This is a genomic window from Dictyobacter vulcani, from assembly GCF_008974265.1.
GTDB lineage: Bacteria > Chloroflexota > Ktedonobacteria > Ktedonobacterales > Ktedonobacteraceae > Dictyobacter > Dictyobacter vulcani.
In genome coordinates this window covers 627,577-644,573 of record NZ_BKZW01000003.1, presented here as the reverse complement: position 1 = coordinate 644,573, position 16,997 = coordinate 627,577, and the positions used below count along the sequence as shown (strand labels likewise).

The window sequence follows — 16,997 nt, the reverse complement described above, 5'->3', positions numbered from 1 at the left end:
AGTAGAAATCAACGCACTAAGAAAGAGAAGAGTACAATGAGGCAAGAAAAAGTATCTACGTATATTTTGTCTATATAGCAGACGAAAATAACAGGATATACTAAAGAAGTTAACATATCCTTCCGCAAAACTCAAGGACCTGAACCGGCTTTAGAGCAGTTGAGATCATAAAAAACCAGGAATAAGAGGAGATCATATTAACCAGTGAGGCAGAGAGGATCGAGTAAGAGTCGCTCTATGTCTACTCAACATTATCCGTTGAGGTACTACTTTTTGTGCTGTCCTCTCTTCTGCTTACATTTGAGATTCTAGAAAAAATGTAACTATACCATTAATCATCCCGCAACCAGCTGAAAGGACTTTATATGTCCTCTTCACAACATCCATTATTTTATCTAAATCAATCTACATGTCCTCTATTCAAAAAAAGTGTATCTCTCATATTTTCACTGCTTACTCCACAGCACTCAGATACGCTATTCAACAGGCAGTATTTTCTCTGTAAAGATCCATTATAAAGACAGTAATCAACTCTTTCGCTTATTTCAAAATAGTCAGTCAGGTAGCCCCACAGGCTAATCTAAATGGCTTATTTTTAGAATTGATGAAACCACTCCAGGCCAACAATTCCAACTAGATTCACTGAAAAAATCTGGCCTGTCTTTGTTTGATGGCCCATTCCAACTGCTTATCATATTCTATATGTAAGCTATTTCTTGTGTAGATTAATGCTATAGATGTCTGTAAAAATAAAAACAATAACGTCAAACTTATAGAGCTATAGGCTAGACCAGCTGCAACAAAAGGCGTATAATCTTGTTGCTTCTATTGATGTATGCAAAAAGAAAAAGCAAAATCCATTCTATCGATTGCCCGGAATCGAAGCATCAAAATCCATGTTTCTTGTGAATGTAGCGGAGGAGTTGGTTATGGAAGAGGAAAATTCAGATACCGTTGCCAGCCTGGATAGTATGGCGGATCTGTATGTGAAACGCGGCATGTTTGCTGATGCCAAACCGTTCGCGAAGCGTGCGCTGCTCTGCCGTCAGCGCGTAATGGGAGAATTTCATGAAGCCACAGCATTGAGCATGAGTAAGCTTGCCTTCATCTCTATTCAACTCGGTGAATTTGATGAGGCAGAAACACTCTACCTGAAGGTTGTCCCAATTTTAGAGCAAGAAGTGGGCCCATTGAGTCCTGATGTCGCCAATAATTTGAATAATCTGGCTGTAGTAGCCGCTCATAAAGATCAGTATGCACGTGCAGAGATGCTTTATCGACGAGCTTTAAAGATTCAAGAACAGGCGCTGGGCAAGGAACATCCTGCTACAGTGCGTAGTCTGAGTAATCTGGCCGGTGTCTTAATTGGCCAGGGAAAATATGAGCAGGCTGAACCTCTCTGCTTGCGTACACTAGAGCTTTTGGAGCCAATTATGGACACAAATGATACCACCCTGACTACTTTATATATTCGCATAGCATATGTTTACGCCCGGCAAAACAAATATGTGCTGGCTCGTTCATACTACCGCCGCGGTTTGAAAATTTGTAAAGAGTCATTGGGAGCCAACCATCCACTTACCCGTTCATTGCAAGTTCAATATCGACACGTTGCGGAACAAAAATAATGTCTGGCTAGCGAGTACCACATCTCCAGGGATTTGGATGTGGTGCTCTCCTTTTACTGTTACACTGGCTCATGCATATCCAGAACTTGCAATTTGCCATATTTACAGCTAGAATATGTGTATCAGCTAATAGTGCTCTTGTATGTGGTGTGGTGTATACCTCGTCTTTTATAGAATTGCTTTGTACCAGGTGGCGGCCTGACTTTTTTCTCCTTTTGGTCTAGTGGATTGACAGGATTATTTTGTTCAGCTAAAATAGAACAAATGACCAAATTAGAACTCAGGTTCTATAACAGGAAGCAAGAATACTTGCTTGCCTGGAGTGCTTTTCTTCGCAGGACGCTAGCTGGAACGGCAGTTTGTAAGCGAGAAGGGAAAACACGCGATGCCAATTCTGGAATCTACCGATAAGATTGCACCAAGAAGTATCTTGCGCCACCGCCCAATTGAAGATACAGCGATGTCAGCATCAAATAATTCAGACGCCAGCGCGAATCTTTTTCCGTCTTCTGTTCCACGTGCCTCTCGGCCATCTGGCGAGGTAACAAAAATGGGCACGATGGTTGCTGAGTGGCGACAAGAAGATCGGAAGGCTGCTTCCGGACTGGATCATCAGGTGGCGAAAACACCCACGCCTCGCATCTCCTATGGGGAGTTACGCCCGAAGCAGGTAACACGGGTACACAGAGTGTTCGTACCACAAAAAGCGCACCACTTACGCTCAGAGCGCTCGTTCTGGCTCTATCTCTTACTTGGAATGACTGCTACCCTGCTATTGTGGATGATGTTGAGTGCAGTCGGTGGTTGGTTTTCGGTCTGGCTCGATGATCTGCACTATGGTCGTCCCCGTACGTTCCAGGTCGATGCCAGGGTTGGACACAACAATGATCAGACCGGCACCCCTAGCCATTTTATAGCCATTAACCTGCATCAACGTATTGAGGTCATCGAGTTACCTGCTGGCGATGCAGCAAAAGCCAGAAGCTTTGTTGGACCTGAACTCTACCATACCAACGACGAACTGGTGCCAGTTGAGTTACGCTTTGTGGATCTCAACAAGGACCATAAGCTGGATATGATAGTGATCTACCAGCAACAACGCCTGGTGTATCTCAATGATCAACAGGATTTTCGTCTGGTCCGACCAGATGAACAGACTGCGATCGCGCAGGCGTTGCGTCAGTCGGGGTTGTAGCCTTGATAAAATCGCTGATATGCGCAAACACTTCTTCTCGTTCGGGGCCAGCAATGATCAGATGATCAGATTTTTGCAGCCAGTGGAGAGTTTTGGGAGAGGCGGCACGCGTCCGACGATAAAGCTCGTCAGCACTGCGCGGATTGACAGTCTGATCTTTACGACTCTGGATAATCAACAGGGGAGTGGTAAGACGCTTAAGTTGCCGTCGACTGTGATCAGTCAACAGAAAAAGTTCGGCCAGCGCGGGTATAGGTAATCGTACCATCTTTTTAATGGTGGCAATGGCTTGTGGATCGGAGAAATCAATAGTTGCATTGGGGTCGCGCAAGCGTGCCTGTTGCATCATTTCAGCCTGCACGTCAGGATCGTTAAAATCCAGGCGCTCAAGCGGATAATACCATTTCATCACATAACGCAAAAATGGGATCGCCCGAGCTTGCCAGCGATCATAGAAACTGGTTGGTGTCGAGAGTGTTACCACACCAGAAACCCTGGTCGGATGTTTAATGCCTAATAAGAGTGCCAGAACACCACCCATAGAAAGGCCTATCACAAAAACCTGTGGATAATGAGCCAGTCGCATCAACCCGGCCTCGGCTGATGCAATCCATTGTTTACGCCCATGCTTGATTAACTCTTCTGGATCGCCACTGTGGCCGGCAAGCACTATTCCATAGACACGCATGCCCTGTGCCGCCAATATTTTTCCTAGTCCAAACATCTCTACAGGCGAACCACTAAAGCCATGAATGAGCAGACAAGCTTTGGATGCGTCTTCTGGCCCGAGTAAAAAGGGTGAGTTCTGAGTTTGCATAGCAATATGCCTCCTATCATGCCATCGTACAGGACTTCTTTCCTTTTCAGGATAGCATGATAGAAGGGAATGCTTCAAACTATTTTAACGGCCTGTCCCGTGGCGTTGTACGTCGGGCTTTTTGTTGGCTCGGCCTGGCATGGCATCTAGAGCAGCCTGGGAGAGGACTGCGCCAACAGAGAAACCAACACGCTTGCGGGCGGGAATCGTAATCTGATCGCCACCACGAATGGATTTGACACGACGGGGGGCAACATCACGCAGGTTCCAGGTTCCAAAACCCATTAAACGAACCTCATAGCCTTTAGCTACACCCTCACGGACAACCTCAGTAAATGCGTCGATGACTTTATTCGTTTCTTTCAGATTCATGCCAGCTTTGGCAGCAATCTGATGGATTAACTCATCTTTACCAACTACAATGTGTTCTTTATCTGGTGAACTGGATTTCATAATAATTGTCACTCCTCACAAATGGTTTTGCAGAGAAAAATAGTGCCTCTGCTCATAACTCAATGCGCTTGTAGCATTGTGAATGTTATTGAAGGCTTCCTGCCTCAAACAGTACAGGAACCTTGCGCATTGGCAGGTCCGTAAAAGCAATCAGCAATGCCGCTTGTTTCGCAAGTTGCTCGGCAACTCATCTGATTGAATAGCACAGTGTTGTCTATCACTTTCACTATACAGAGTGTTACCAAATGCTAAAGGTCTTTTTCGTTAAGGGCTTTTTTTGTTCTCCGCTAAGTGGTCAGCCAAAAACACCAGACCTCTTTGTCGGGAGATATGCTATTCCTCATATTTCCTGATTATGCCTTTTGAAAAACCATCCGGTGACATATGTTGGAAACAAAAACGCTTCGATTAAAACGACAAATATGGCATATGCTGCGTACAATGTGCTACTCTTAGTATGGTCAGTAGCTTGCTCGCGCAAACATGCTCTAAAAAAGCACGTGGGTACGCAAGACGCAGAGTCAAGAACAGGACAGTTATCTGATTGGTTATTGCCATTCGTCTTTCAGGAGGTACCTGGCAACCCACCAGAAATAGTGCCTTCCAGATATCACGACAAGAAGAAAGGGTTACAACGTGAAAGTTGCATACATTTTTAGCTCTACAGGACATACTGTCAGTTATAAACTGGGCAAAATGATCCTTCCACAGCTTGAAGAGCATCGCCATGGGGCCGAAGTCGTTGGCATGTTCTTTTTTGATGATAATACGTTCGCTTTGCGCAAAGGTGATCCTCTGGGCGAACGGCTCAGCGCCATAGCTCGGGAGCGCGGTATGCTGCTCATGCTCTGCGATCAATGCGCCTGTGAGCGTGGTCTGGCTACCCCAAATGAGGCGGGTACCTATGATCCTGTCGATACGGTTGAAGGTGTCCGTGTCGGCTGCTTCCCGGATCTCTATGCGGCCCTCGAAGGCAATCCTCCCGATCAAGTCATCACGCTGTAATTCACCCTTCATGCGTAGGTTCGAGCCTTGCGCTCGATTGCCATATGCTCAAGCCGCCAGCCTTTTCTCACTTTAGAGCAAAGACTGGCGGCTTGAGCATATGGCAATCGCAACAACAATATAAATTAGCGGAAAGAACATGATTATTCTATGCCCGATACACCATCTTTTACTATCTCCAAAGTTGATCCTGATCAAGAACAGAGTATCCTGCCTGCATTAATCCATCTGTTACAGGATACCGTTGCCCATGGGGCTTCGATTGGCTTTCTGCCTCCCTTAAATACTGAAGAGGCTCACAACTACTGGACCAGTGTATTCCAGGACATAGCCCGGCATAGCTGTGTCCTGCTCATTGCCCGGGATGAGGGACAACTCATTGGCTCGATCCAATTGGGATTGGCGACTAAACCAAATGCCCTTCATCGGGCCGAAGTACAAAAGCTCTTTGTGCTACACAGTCAGCGTCGGCGCGGCATCGGCCGTGCGCTGCTACAGGCGATTGAACAGATTGCACGCGATGAGAAGCGCACCCTCCTCATCCTCGACACCCGCCAGGGTGATGCCGCCGAACAGCTCTACCACACGGCCGGTTACCAGGAAGCCGGTACCATCCCTGCCTATGCCCGTAACGCCAACGGAACGCTCGATAGTACGGTCTTCTTTTATAAGCTTCTTGATTAAACCAGTTCAGGTCATTCCTAAACGATACGAGGAGGTCCCTGTCGAATACGGGTACGAATAACATCCAGATCCGGAGTGAGCCAGCGTGATTCCATCCACCAGGTAATTCCTGAGTCGATATATGGTTTAACAATCTCTGCAGCCTGTGCGCGATTATCGCCTGGAGTCTCACCTTCCCAGATGATATCAAAAGGGGTCGTGCTGGTGCGGTTCTGCTCGATATATGCGCGCATGGCTCGAATATCATCTGGCTTTAAATTGCCATGTTCACCAGGAGCGGCTGCGGTGGGCAAGAGACCGTCATATTTGAGAACACGCTGCATAGATTTCTGAGCTGGCCAGGCACCAACCACCCAGATTGGAATACGCGGCTGCTGGGCTGGTGGCGGCAGGAAGGTCATTTCTTCGAGTTGATAGTGCTGACCATGATAGCTAAAAGGCTGTCCGCTCCAGAGTCCGGTCAGGATATCCAGGCTCTCATCCATTAATTGAGCACGCTCTTTGCGCTCGGTGACCTCACCCACTTTACCAAAGCCACCATCATCTAACGCCCCCAGACCAACAGGAACAACCAGGCGTCCATGCGACAGGTGATCTACCGTTACCGTCTCACGCGCCAGTTTCCAGGGTCTCCGGCGTGATGGAGGTGTCAGCATAGCACCAATACGCACACGGTTGGTTCGTACTGCCATCGCCGCCAGTACCGCCCAGGGATCATACATCTCACCCACAACTTCAATATTAATGCCATCCCAGTAAAACACGCCATCCCACCCTGCCTCTTCCGCCTCCTGTGTTAACTCCAAAATCTCGTGAACATTACCACGTGGGATGATAAAACCATACTGCATCGGACACTCCTCTCAAAATCATAGTTACTTCATTGTAAGAGCAGTATACTCACCTCTTCACGTCACCTTCTGTCATATTCGCTTACCTTTTCGTTTGACAATTCCATCCCCAGCCACTATGATGTCGTGAGTTACCAATAGTGCGCCTCGTCACACATAGAAAGAAAAAAGTTGCTAATGGCACGATCACTACCAGTTTCCAACGCTACGCCTTCTGATTCTGAAGACACGGAACCACACATAGTAGCTGAAAAGCTCGAACAGACAGGTCCGATTTCAAAAGGTGATCACGCCAGCCTGCGCGCTAACTGTGCACATTGCTTCGCGTTGTGCTGTCACGTGCCAGCCTTCTCGGCCTCGGTAGACTTTGCGATCAACAAAAATGCTGGACAGGCCTGTCCCAATCTGCAGGCAGACTTTCGCTGCGGCATTCATACACGCCTCAGACAACAGGGCTTTCGCGGTTGTACCGTTTATGATTGCTTCGGCGCCGGACAAAAAATCTCCCAGGTTACTTTCCATGGACAGGACTGGCGGCAGGGCAAAAATACCTCAAAGCAAATGTTTGCGATATTCCCGATTATGCGGGACCTCCATGAGTTGCTCTGGTATCTGACTGAAGCTCTAGCACTACTAGCAACCCACTCAATCCACGACAAGCTCAAGCTCGCACTGCAGGAAACCGAACACCTCACCCATCAAAGTCCGGATGTTCTCCTGGCACTCGACGTGGCTGCCCATCGCCAGACCATTAATGCACTGCTATTGCGCGCCAGCGAACTCGTCCGCGCTGAAGTCCAGCACAAGAAAAAAGACTATAGGGGCGCGGACCTCATCGGGGCTAAACTCAGAGGCGCCAATCTTAAAGGTGCCAACCTGCGAGGAGCATGTCTGATTGGAGCTGACCTCAGGGATGCCAACCTGCAAATGGCCGATCTGATTGGAGCTGACTTCAGAGATGCCAACATCAAAGGCGCCAATCTCACCGGAAGTATCTTTCTCATCCAATCTCAACTGGATGCTGCAAAGGGCGATACCAGCACAAAGTTCCCATCATCGCTCACTCGTCCAGCGCACTGGTAAACGTTTTGTCCTGATCAAGTGAGAGGTCACCTGGATCATTTTATTGATAGCACAACAAACACTATAGATAAATGTAGCAATATATTGAGCAGAGGAGGCGCACCTTTCATGAGTCAACTACCGACGACACCAGAAGAGCGTTTTGCTACACTGGTCGAAAATTTCCTCGATCTGCCAGAGGTAACCCCACCCTCGGGTGGAAAGAAATTCGGCTCATCTGAACTGAAAGTTCGACAGAAAATCTTTGCCATGCTTGTTAGAGACAAGCTCGTTGTCAAACTTCCCCGATCCCGAGTAGACGCGCTCATCGCCTCGGGAAACGGAGAACCATTTGACCCCAGAAAGAATAGTCAGTTCATGAAAGAGTGGGTTATTATAGCAACAACTTCCATAGAAGAATGGTTATCTCTGGCAAAAGAAGCTATGGAGTTCGTAGCCTCAAAACGTTGAGGCAAGGATCGTTCTCAATTGGGGCAACATCTTGCCATGATCAGCGATCAATAGCGGAACACCATATGGCAATGGCACCCAAAAAAACTCAAAATAATGGGTGCCGAAGCATCCGAACTAGATGGATATAGCTCTTCGTGTCTCCAGATAGGCACAAGGTTTCCATGATACTGAAGAACGAGCCAGAAAATGTATCTACTATTGCGCTGATGAAAGGCAAAAACACTATGGATAGGCAAAGCGCCCACATAGCCCTGCAACAATCAGGTTTCACTCCCCGGTTCGTTGCCGCTGGCATGGAGGGTTTTGTATTTGACATCGGTCATGAGATGAAACCCATACCCTTGTCTATTTAGGCATTTAAAGTTTCAGACGCGCGTTAATGAAATCGAGAGTTTGTCTGATGATCTCACGTGAACGTTCATTGTCATCCAGGAAGTCGAAACCATGGTGTCCGGTGCCATGGTTTACAGCGGTAATTGAGGCGTTTTGTTTGAAGGCTTGAGCGACAAAGGTGTCCAGGATGCTATTGAGATCGGGCCGGTCCAATCCTGCACGCACGATAAAAAGTGGTGGGATGCTTTGTACATCTTTTTCCAGATAACTGATGGCCGAGAATTCTCGCAACGTTGCATCAGTGGTCGTGGCTGGCACGATGGAACGGAGAGATTGCAGGTCAAGCAACCCATAGTAGGCAACAAGAGCACGTATATGTGCAGGCGCATTCCTCAAAGCTGTACGTAGCCCGAAAGGTGCTCCAGCCGAGAAAGTCCACATACAAAGAGCATCTTTCTTCACCTGTAAAGACTCAGACTGCTCACAGACATACTGCATCAGATCATCAACATCGCTGGCAGTCTCTTCAAGCCTTTTCCAACCATCAGTTACACGGTGGTTAAAGGTAATTGCGATCACTCCCATCCTCGCCAGCAACTGCCCCAGAGAAACAAAAGCCCCATGCTCTTTGGCGTCCCGCAGCAGTTCCGCCGGTCCATCTCCATGGACCAGAATCACTGCGGGATAGCAGGACTGGCTCTGAAGATCTTCTGGATAATAGATATCCATCTTCAGATCTGCCCCATCACTTGTCTTGTAGATCAGGTCCTTGCGCACATTCACAGCTTCCATGCCTGGCAACGTGTAGACCACACGCATCCGACTCATTTCGCGTAGATCAACCATTGACTGGTTACTCCTTTTTACCTTTTAGAGACATTTGCCTCCATGCCTCGCTAAATTGTATCGATGGTGGTTGCTAACACCATCAGCTCTTTAAGCAATTATGCAAATATTTGCATAATTGCTTAAAGAGAGCATACCATAACGGCAAAAAAGTTGTCAAGCTCGGTGTAAAAGTGCGAAAGGTGGCAAACTTGTTTATCTGGCGTCAGCAGAAAGTAGAATGGTGTTGCCATCAGGATCATTGATCATGGCAAAGTACATGCCAATGGGAGAGGCTATAAAGGGGGCACGATAGCTCTCGTAACCATACTCAACCATCATCTGATATTTCGCATCAACTTCGGCGCGATCTTGCAAGTAGAATTCCAGGATGACGCGAGAACTTTCTCCTACAGTGGCCGGTTCAGGGGCGTTCAAGAAGAATGTAATCTCACCTTTCATCTTAACTTCAACATGCTTTTGTCCATCGCTGCCCTCGGGAATAGCCAGTCCAAGCCTTCGATAGAACTCCAGCGACTTCTCCATGTTCGGGGAAACCAGTCCAAGCATATACAGATTAAGGGCCATGAGAGTGTTTCCTTTCACTGATCAATAACACATATCTGTACCTTATGATACGGCGAAAGGTGTGGGGCAATCTTGCATATTCGTGCGTTTTTATCCTGATATTGCCCAGATGATGCGTTCCTGGCGATAGGCGCGTGGGGTCATGCCGAGATATCGTTTGAAGGTGCGCGTAAAGTGGCTCTGATTCGTAAATCCGCTCTCTAAGGCCACCTGGACCAGGGAGATGTTTCTTTGCGCCAGCAACTGCTGAGCTCGCTCGATACGCTGGCGTAGCACAAACTGATGTGGACTTTCACCGGTTGTCTGGCGGAATATGCGCGCAAAATAATAAGGACTAAAGCCGGTCTGTTCCGCTAACTCTTCCAGTGTGAGATCCTGGCTGAGGCGCTCCTGTATAAAAGTCTCCAGACGACGCATCTGCCGGGCGCTGAGTCCTTGATAGGTTTCTTTGGGTGTATGGATTCTGGTTTCACTATAATGGTGTAAAAGATGAACAGCTAGCATCCGGGCGGCAGTCTGCGCATATAACTTGCCCGCTGGGGCCTGCTGCTCAAGTTCGCGCCAGAGCGCCAGACAGATCTGTGTCAATAAAGGATCTTGAAAACCCGAGCGACTCATCAACACTGACGGCTGAATATGTTTATCCGCCACCTCTTCAGCGGTATGACAAAATAGTTCTTTACCCAGATGTAAATGCAGGGTCTGCATCGGCAGGTCAGAGATACCCTGCCAGCGTACCTCATGTGCTGCATCCCGTCCAGCAGTCAAGAGCATGTCATTGGAACGCATATACAACGTTTCCCAGGCACCATGCAGGGGTCGTTGCTCCATGCGCATCGTACCACCGGAAAATAGCACCAGCGAAACATCTGGCGGACCAGAAACCATCCAGCCCTCCAACTCCACCGGCTCATGAAACGCCTCGGCCACCAATCCCTCCCAGCCCACATCCACGCTCGAAAGATAACGCTGCGGCACGCGCAGCGTCTTATACGCATCTTGCGAGATAGCTATACGCCCGGTCATCTACTCCCTCGACTTTCCAGAAACCTGAAATACAGCCTTCCATATCATTGCTCTGCACATTATGCAGCATAACATATCTTCGCTTGCGCCACACAGAATTTATTGCCGCTACAAATACTACACCACCCAAAAAGTCGTAAATTATAAAATTAGCAAGATTCAAGAAGTTTTAGGAGCCTCTGCATGGTATCATACTCAAGCGGATAGGAATTGGCAGGCCTGGTTCAAAGATCCCACTGGCAATATTCTGTCTGTTATTGAAGCAGCGGAATAAAATCAGGTAGACACACACTTATACATCTTATAGATAAACAAAGATCGTCAATATGGCGATCTTGCTTTTCTGCTCTTCATCAATCTAAAAAAATAGCTACTTTCCCTGTAAAGCTTTATACATAAAAGAAATGGAATGCCATATATATGACGACATCAGATCGAACAGAAGTAACTCCAGTCGGAGAGCAAATACAGATGGAGGAGATAGCAGCCAGTTCTCCACCCAAAAAAGTGAAACGTGTGGCGGCCCTGGCCTTTCTTCCGGCCAGCCTGGCTTTGATTATGACTGGCTTCGGCATTATCATTCCAGTATTTCCACAGCGCCTGGAGGCGCTAGGATTGGGTGCGGGAACTCTGGCCTTGATGGAAGGGGCCTTTGGACTGGGCACGTTCCTTTTCAGTACACCAATGGGGGTCCTGGCAAATCGCTATGGACGTAAACCAATCGTGCTCTTTGCACTGTTTGGTTTTATCATTTCTAACCTGTTACTGGCCTATGTTAATACGGCACCGCTCTTCATTGCCATCCGTTTCCTGGAAGGAACGTTTGTCGCTGGCTTCATGCCTGCCTCCATGGCGATGGTCGGAGATGCAATTCCGCTGGATAAACAGGGCCGCTGGATTGGCTTTATGACGACGGCACAGGCTGGCGGCATAGCCCTGGGACCCGCGATTGGCGGTATGCTCTATCAATCATGGGGCTTTCGCAGTCCGTTCTTGCTCTCAGCAGGCTTTGCGCTGGTCGCGGCCCTGCTGGCCGTGGCCTTGCTGCCCGAAACACTACCGGAGCAGGTACGTCTGGAAGAGCTGAAGCGTCAGGCCAATAAACGCAATGGTATCAAGGGACGAGACAGCAATGCCCCAAAACTTACAAGTCTGGCCTTGCTCTTTGCACCACTACTGCTGCTTGACCTGGGAACCATGTTTGTCTATCCATTTTCGCTGCCCCAGTATCCTTTCTTTTTCAAGGATACGCTCCACTATAGTCCATCCCAGTATGGCTTGATTATCAGTGCGTATGGTCTGGCTGTAGCACTATTCCCAATGCTCCTGGGCCGTCTCAGCGATAAAGGATCAAAAAGACTACTTGTTACGCTTGGAGCTCTGTTAGGAGCGGCACTTAATCTGGGTATGCTCTGGCTGCGCCAGTATGAGCTCCTGATTGTCACGGCGGCCATCACAGGTATTGGTAGTGCACTCTTAATGCCAGCACTGGGCACCGTCTACCTGAATGCTACCAGCGATCAGAATCGCTCTCAGATCATGGGTATCCGCAGTACAGCGATCTCCCTCGCACTGCTTATCGCCCCACTGACTCAGGCGGTTGCTGCACCCTGGATCACACCACAGATAACCTTCGCCATTGCCGGAGGCCTCTCGATTGCCATGGCCATTTTCGCCATCTATGCCATTGGCACCGTCCGCCAGCAGGCTCCGCAGGACGAAAACGCACTCGCTAACAATACTGTCGCCTGACCTATTCTCATAAACAGCCGACCGTAGCTGGAGTACATGAACCGCTCCAGCTACGGTCGGATTCTTTCCACACGTAGCAGCATAATCCCTGGGGCTGCTCCCCATGCTCACCTGGAGCAATTATTCGCGCAAAACACTTTTGTGCTATCATATACATATCAAATAGATAGAGTAGAAGGGTAATTGTATGGATTATAAGGTCACTGTTACACTTGAACCGCAGGAAGGATTTACCGATTTTCTCCACGAACAGATCAGAGAATATAATAATCAGAGCTCGCCCCTGCATAAAGCGGCACGTGAAAAAGGTGCAGTCAAGCAGATCAATGCTATAGTGATAAATGCAGATGAGCACTGGATTGGCGGTATTACAGCTGAATTATACTGGAACTGGCTGGAAATCAATGATTTCTGGTTGGCAGATGAGTTACGCGGCCAGGGTTTAGGCAGTTCGTTGCTCGCCCAGGTTGAACAGCTGGCGAAAGAAAATGATGCCCGCAAGGTCTTACTGACTACATTTGATTTCCAGGGCAAAACCTTCTATGAACGCCATGACTATAAAGTTGTCGGCGTCGTTGAGGATTATCCGCCAGGCTCAAATTATTATACAATGGTCAAGACACTGGATGCGTAAAATCCATTTCTACGGCTATTAAAGAAGAGGAATGATGCATGACTGCCCCCAGGCATATTATTTCGGCTGCTGCGATTGTACTGAATGAGGATAACAAGATCCTGTTAATCAAAGGACCTCGCAGAGGCTGGGAGATGCCTGGTGGTCAGGTTGAGGAGGGCGAATCGCTAAAGGATGCGGCCAGACGCGAGGTCAAAGAAGAGACAGGAATCGACATCGAGGTCCTGCAATTTTGCGGCATCTACCAGAATCTGGCCAGCGGCATTTGTAATACGCTCTGGCTGGCCCGTCCGATTGGCGGTGTCTGTACTACCAGTAGCGAGAGCCTGGAAGTGGGTTATTTCCCCCTGGAGCAGGCTCTCAACATGGTGACCTGGCATACATTCAAAGCCCGCATTCTCCATTGCCTGGATAAAAGCAGCCATCCTTTCTTTGTCACTTTTTAGTCATTGGGTAATTTACATCTTAAACTAAAGGTTGAGAAACATCTCATACTGACTGAAGAATTCCGTAAAGCCAAGGTCCAGGTAGAGTTGGAAGAGAGAGCCATCTTCGGGCTCATTATAAATCTGGATCGTGGTGGCGTCGGCTGCGATAGCGTGTAGTAATGTAGCCAGGACAGCATGGGTGGATTGCGTCGGTAGCAATACTGCCAGCAAACGGATTGTGTCGTTGGCTCGTTGCACGATAATGGCACTTTGTTGTCCATCAGGACTGGATGTCACAAACGCCTCAGTATCCATAGCCAGCAAACTGGCAAGTTCGCGGCCCCAACTCTGTCGATCTGTATGGTGCTGAAATAACGAGAGGCAGCTTTCCAGCGCAACGCGCTCAATAACAGGCATTGTTACGGTACTCACAGGCAACTCTGAAGTAGTGATCTGCAGACCAAGCAGGCGCCGTTGCTTGACGAAACCGGCGCGCTCATAAAGCTTGATGGCGCGGCTATTCTGGCTCAGCACTTCAAGTTGCAGCTGCTCCACCCCACTATTCAGAGCGACGCGCACCATCTCATTTGCCAGTAACGTGCTTGCGCCAGTGCCACGAAATTCTGGAACGATCCCAAAGCCACCACACCAGCTACGTGTCCCCCGTGTCCCCATACGAGCCATCCCCACAAACGCATTATTCGCAGCATGCATCACCACACAACGTGTAGCATTGATCTGATTGACACGCCAGAAGTCCGCCACCTGAGCCGGAGTCATCGTGATAGGCACAAAGTAGCCAGTAAAACTTTCATTGTGCATCTCCGCCAGTTGCTCAAAGGTATATCCAAGCGCATTGGAAAAACGATAAGTATCTACATTATTTACCATAAATGAAATAACCCTCTTGTTTAGTAATTTATGTGTATTCCAATTTTATCATATGCAGGGCTATCTCCTCTTGGGGTCGCTACCTTGTTGGAGTGTGATATTCACGGCAATCTATTTAGCGGTGGCAGTTGGCCAGTCAGGATACGTTGGCGGATCGCACGTTGATAAAAAATGGTGAGAATGGCGAGGCCGAGCAGGCCGATAATCACTGACGCCAGCGGGATGTCAATACCAGAGACATCAATGATGAAGGGAAAAAGAAAGAGAGGGAAACCGTCCCATAGACCGTGGAGAACAGAGACAAACAGGTACGTTAGAATGAAGGGCAGGCCAAAGTGGAAACGCCCTCGTTCACTATAGCGGAATAAGGTAGCTCCAAGAATGGCTGTCCAGGTTCCATGACCAAAAGGAGCCAGCAAACCACGCAGAATAGTCGAGAAAAGCGAGGCCGTGATATGTCCCTGGCTGGCCAAAAACGCGGTAAAAGCATAGCCAGTACTCTCAAAAGAGGCAAAGCCCATACCAACTGCCGCGCCCAATAACAAACCATCGATCTGTGAACGCGCTTGCATACGCCTGGCCAGGATGATTACTGCCAGAATCTTACTGCCTTCCTCAATAAGCCCAACCAAAAATGCGGTTGAAAACGTCAGGCCCTGATCAGGAGAAGCCGGTCGGGGAAGTAAGATCGTTTCAAAGATTGACGCACCGAGCACCCCGAGAATGCCTCCAATGCCAAAACTACGCCCGATCGTCTCAGGACTCAGAGAACTCAGGTGCTGGTGATCATATAAAAATACCACAAAAACTATTGGTATCAGGAAGTTGCCAATGATGATTACGGTGGGATATAGATTAGGATTTCCGGTAAAAATCAATACCAGTGCCGTTGCCACAAAGAGAATGATTCCAAGCAGGAATGTAGACAGACAACCTCGATGGCCACGTGCCATATAATAGCCCGGCTGCGACAAAAATGTATTTTGATCCATTTACACATCTCCATACATTCTAGCAAGTTAAATTTTTTACCACACACTTTAGTAAATAATTTTTCTGACTATAAATTTCTCTCCTATATCAAAATACTCTTTACCACACTGATACTACAAATACGCTATGCAAGAATACTATTGACACGAAGAAGCCAAATATTATGGAGACAAATTCTATTTTCCAAACTTAAGCAACAAAATTATGTAGGCCAGGCTGCAACCAAAATGTATTGAGCGGACGCAACAACCTCCTCACCACATCACAAACGAGTAAGGTTGAGGAGGGAGTTACACATGGTATTATTTGAGTTCAATTGCGCCACGGTCCGTGGAGACCAGTAATCCGCGAATAATGTCAGTTTCTCTGCCAGGTTAATCTTTTCGTCCATTATTTGCCTCCTGATTATATCCCGATAGATCATCACAGCTGTCCTTACTATTGTGGCAGAGGACGCTATGAGCGTAACTTTGCCAGCGCACGCACAGGAAATGTTCCGGCCCCTTTGAATTTGGGTGGCAACGCACTAAAAGTGAAACCTGACTCTGGTAGCTGGCCAAGATTGCACAGGTGCTCCACGATCAAGACTTCAGCCCCCAGTAAAGTTGTGTGGACTGGCCTCTCACCGCCCCTGGTATCATCGATGTTTACTGAGTCGATACCTACCAGTTTTACGCCGCACTCGACAAGGTAGCGGGCAGCGGCTTCGGTCAGGTGTGGGTGATGCTCAAAGTATTGCTCGCTATTCCAATAGGCGTCCCAACCAGTATGCACAAGGACGGCTCGTCCGCGCAATTCTTTCCCACGAAAGCTATCAACGTCCAGCACAAAATTCTCTTTATGGTCGGCACGAATAACGATGCCATCCAGATCAGCCAGCCTCTCCACTCCAATTTCCGAAAGATCTTTCCCGTTCTCATATCGATGAAACGGACAATCGAGATAGGTTCCAGTATTTGTGACCATCTCGATCTTCCCGATCTGAAACTCGGTCCCGCTGGCATACTGTTTTCGCGATTCCTCACGACTTAAATAATCGCAAATAATGGGAGCTGGCAAGCCTTTATAGGTCACCAGACCATGCTCAATAGTATGGCTCAGGTCAAACAGTTTCTCGCCAGCCGCCTGAGTATTGATGGGAGTCCGCTTATGCTTCTCCTCAATAATCACTTTATGCTTTATGTGTACCTTCCCTACCATCAATAAATGCATATCGTTCACCAGCTAATCAGCAAGTTCCTGATCGCTGATAGTATCACCTGCAATATCCAGGCGAAAAGCCTTTCCTTGTAAACCACCACCATTTGTAAATTCAACCTCAAAATCAAATTGTACTCTCTTCTCCATAGTGGCCTCTC

Annotated in this window: 18 protein-coding genes and 1 pseudogene; 9 read left to right on the top strand and 10 right to left on the bottom strand. The window is 48.1% G+C overall.

The window, feature by feature from the left end:
* Nucleotides 1-929 precede the first annotated feature (929 nt).
* On the top strand, nt 930-1,628 hold the full coding sequence (locus KDW_RS26930) for a tetratricopeptide repeat protein (RefSeq protein ID WP_162005648.1): 699 nt from the start codon (nt 930-932) through the stop codon (nt 1,626-1,628).
* 385 nt (nt 1,629-2,013) lie between these two features.
* A complete protein-coding gene (locus KDW_RS26925) occupies nt 2,014-2,823 on the top strand; it encodes a hypothetical protein (protein WP_151759002.1) in 810 nt (269 codons plus the stop codon).
* On the opposite strand, the gene KDW_RS26920 is transcribed toward KDW_RS26925, so the two are convergent.
* Entirely contained in the window at nt 2,741-3,640 is a 900-nt protein-coding gene (locus tag KDW_RS26920) for an alpha/beta hydrolase (protein WP_151759001.1), read from the bottom strand. The genes KDW_RS26925 and KDW_RS26920 overlap by 83 nt on opposite strands.
* Nucleotides 3,641-3,724: 84 nt before the next feature.
* A complete protein-coding gene (locus tag KDW_RS26915) occupies nt 3,725-4,093 on the bottom strand; it encodes an HU family DNA-binding protein (protein ID WP_151759000.1) in 369 nt (122 codons plus the stop codon).
* A 636-nt stretch (nt 4,094-4,729) separates the two neighbouring features.
* Here KDW_RS26915 and KDW_RS26910 point away from each other — a divergent pair.
* Nucleotides 4,730-5,098: a SaoD/DsrE family protein gene (locus KDW_RS26910; protein ID WP_151758999.1), complete on the top strand. Its 369-nt coding sequence runs from the start codon at nt 4,730-4,732 to the stop codon at nt 5,096-5,098.
* A 150-nt stretch (nt 5,099-5,248) separates the two neighbouring features.
* The gene (locus KDW_RS26905) at nt 5,249-5,782 is read left to right on the top strand and encodes a GNAT family N-acetyltransferase (RefSeq protein ID WP_151758998.1); all 534 of its coding nucleotides are present in this window, start codon (nt 5,249-5,251) and stop codon (nt 5,780-5,782) included.
* A 17-nt stretch (nt 5,783-5,799) separates the two neighbouring features.
* Here the strand turns inward: KDW_RS26905 and KDW_RS26900 are convergent, their stop codons facing one another.
* Nucleotides 5,800-6,633 (bottom strand): LLM class flavin-dependent oxidoreductase, encoded by an 834-nt coding sequence (locus KDW_RS26900; protein WP_151758997.1) that lies wholly within the window; start codon nt 6,631-6,633, stop codon nt 5,800-5,802.
* 177 nt (nt 6,634-6,810) lie between these two features.
* Between KDW_RS26900 and KDW_RS26895 the strand changes: the two genes are divergently transcribed.
* Both KDW_RS26895 and KDW_RS26890 read left to right on the top strand, forming a co-directional pair.
* Nucleotides 6,811-7,716 (top strand): pentapeptide repeat-containing protein, encoded by a 906-nt coding sequence (locus KDW_RS26895; RefSeq protein ID WP_151758996.1) that lies wholly within the window; start codon nt 6,811-6,813, stop codon nt 7,714-7,716.
* Between the two features lie 108 nt (nt 7,717-7,824).
* Nucleotides 7,825-8,166, top strand: coding sequence for a hypothetical protein (locus KDW_RS26890; RefSeq protein ID WP_151758995.1), 342 nt, complete (start codon nt 7,825-7,827; stop codon nt 8,164-8,166).
* Nucleotides 8,167-8,526: 360 nt separating this feature from the next.
* On the opposite strand, the gene KDW_RS26885 is transcribed toward KDW_RS26890, so the two are convergent.
* From KDW_RS26885 to KDW_RS26875, 3 genes are all read right to left on the bottom strand, one after another.
* On the bottom strand, nt 8,527-9,348 hold the full coding sequence (locus tag KDW_RS26885; protein ID WP_151758994.1) for an alpha/beta hydrolase: 822 nt from the start codon (nt 9,346-9,348) through the stop codon (nt 8,527-8,529).
* A gap of 195 nt (nt 9,349-9,543) precedes the next feature.
* The gene (locus tag KDW_RS26880) at nt 9,544-9,915 is read right to left on the bottom strand and encodes a VOC family protein (RefSeq protein WP_151758993.1); all 372 of its coding nucleotides are present in this window, start codon (nt 9,913-9,915) and stop codon (nt 9,544-9,546) included.
* Between the two features lie 90 nt (nt 9,916-10,005).
* Nucleotides 10,006-10,941: an AraC family transcriptional regulator gene (locus KDW_RS26875; protein WP_151758992.1), complete on the bottom strand. Its 936-nt coding sequence runs from the start codon at nt 10,939-10,941 to the stop codon at nt 10,006-10,008.
* 420 nt (nt 10,942-11,361) lie between these two features.
* On the opposite strand from KDW_RS26875, the gene KDW_RS26870 reads away from it, so the two are divergent.
* From KDW_RS26870 to KDW_RS35365, 3 genes are all read left to right on the top strand, one after another.
* Nucleotides 11,362-12,693 carry an MFS transporter gene (locus KDW_RS26870; RefSeq protein WP_151758991.1) on the top strand — a complete coding sequence of 444 codons (1,332 nt, stop codon included), beginning with the start codon at nt 11,362-11,364 and terminating at the stop codon, nt 12,691-12,693.
* Nucleotides 12,694-12,880: 187 nt separating this feature from the next.
* Nucleotides 12,881-13,327 (top strand): GNAT family N-acetyltransferase, encoded by a 447-nt coding sequence (locus tag KDW_RS26865; protein ID WP_151758990.1) that lies wholly within the window; start codon nt 12,881-12,883, stop codon nt 13,325-13,327.
* A 38-nt stretch (nt 13,328-13,365) separates the two neighbouring features.
* Nucleotides 13,366-13,773 (top strand): NUDIX hydrolase, encoded by a 408-nt coding sequence (locus KDW_RS35365; RefSeq protein WP_151758989.1) that lies wholly within the window; start codon nt 13,366-13,368, stop codon nt 13,771-13,773.
* 24 nt (nt 13,774-13,797) lie between these two features.
* Here KDW_RS35365 and KDW_RS26855 read toward each other — a convergent pair whose 3' ends face one another.
* The 4 genes and pseudogenes from KDW_RS26855 to KDW_RS26845 form a co-directional block, all read right to left on the bottom strand.
* Entirely contained in the window at nt 13,798-14,646 is an 849-nt protein-coding gene (locus KDW_RS26855) for a GNAT family N-acetyltransferase (RefSeq protein WP_151758988.1), read from the bottom strand.
* Nucleotides 14,647-14,747: 101 nt separating this feature from the next.
* Nucleotides 14,748-15,638, bottom strand: a complete 891-nt coding sequence (locus KDW_RS26850) for a PrsW family intramembrane metalloprotease (RefSeq protein WP_151758987.1) — start codon at nt 15,636-15,638, stop codon at nt 14,748-14,750.
* Between the two features lie 263 nt (nt 15,639-15,901).
* Nucleotides 15,902-16,030 carry a cupin domain-containing protein gene (locus KDW_RS35360; RefSeq protein WP_269822532.1) on the bottom strand — a complete coding sequence of 43 codons (129 nt, stop codon included), beginning with the start codon at nt 16,028-16,030 and terminating at the stop codon, nt 15,902-15,904.
* Nucleotides 16,031-16,095: 65 nt separating this feature from the next.
* Nucleotides 16,096-16,986, bottom strand: a pseudogene (locus tag KDW_RS26845) (cyclase family protein).
* Nucleotides 16,987-16,997: the final 11 nt, after the last annotated feature.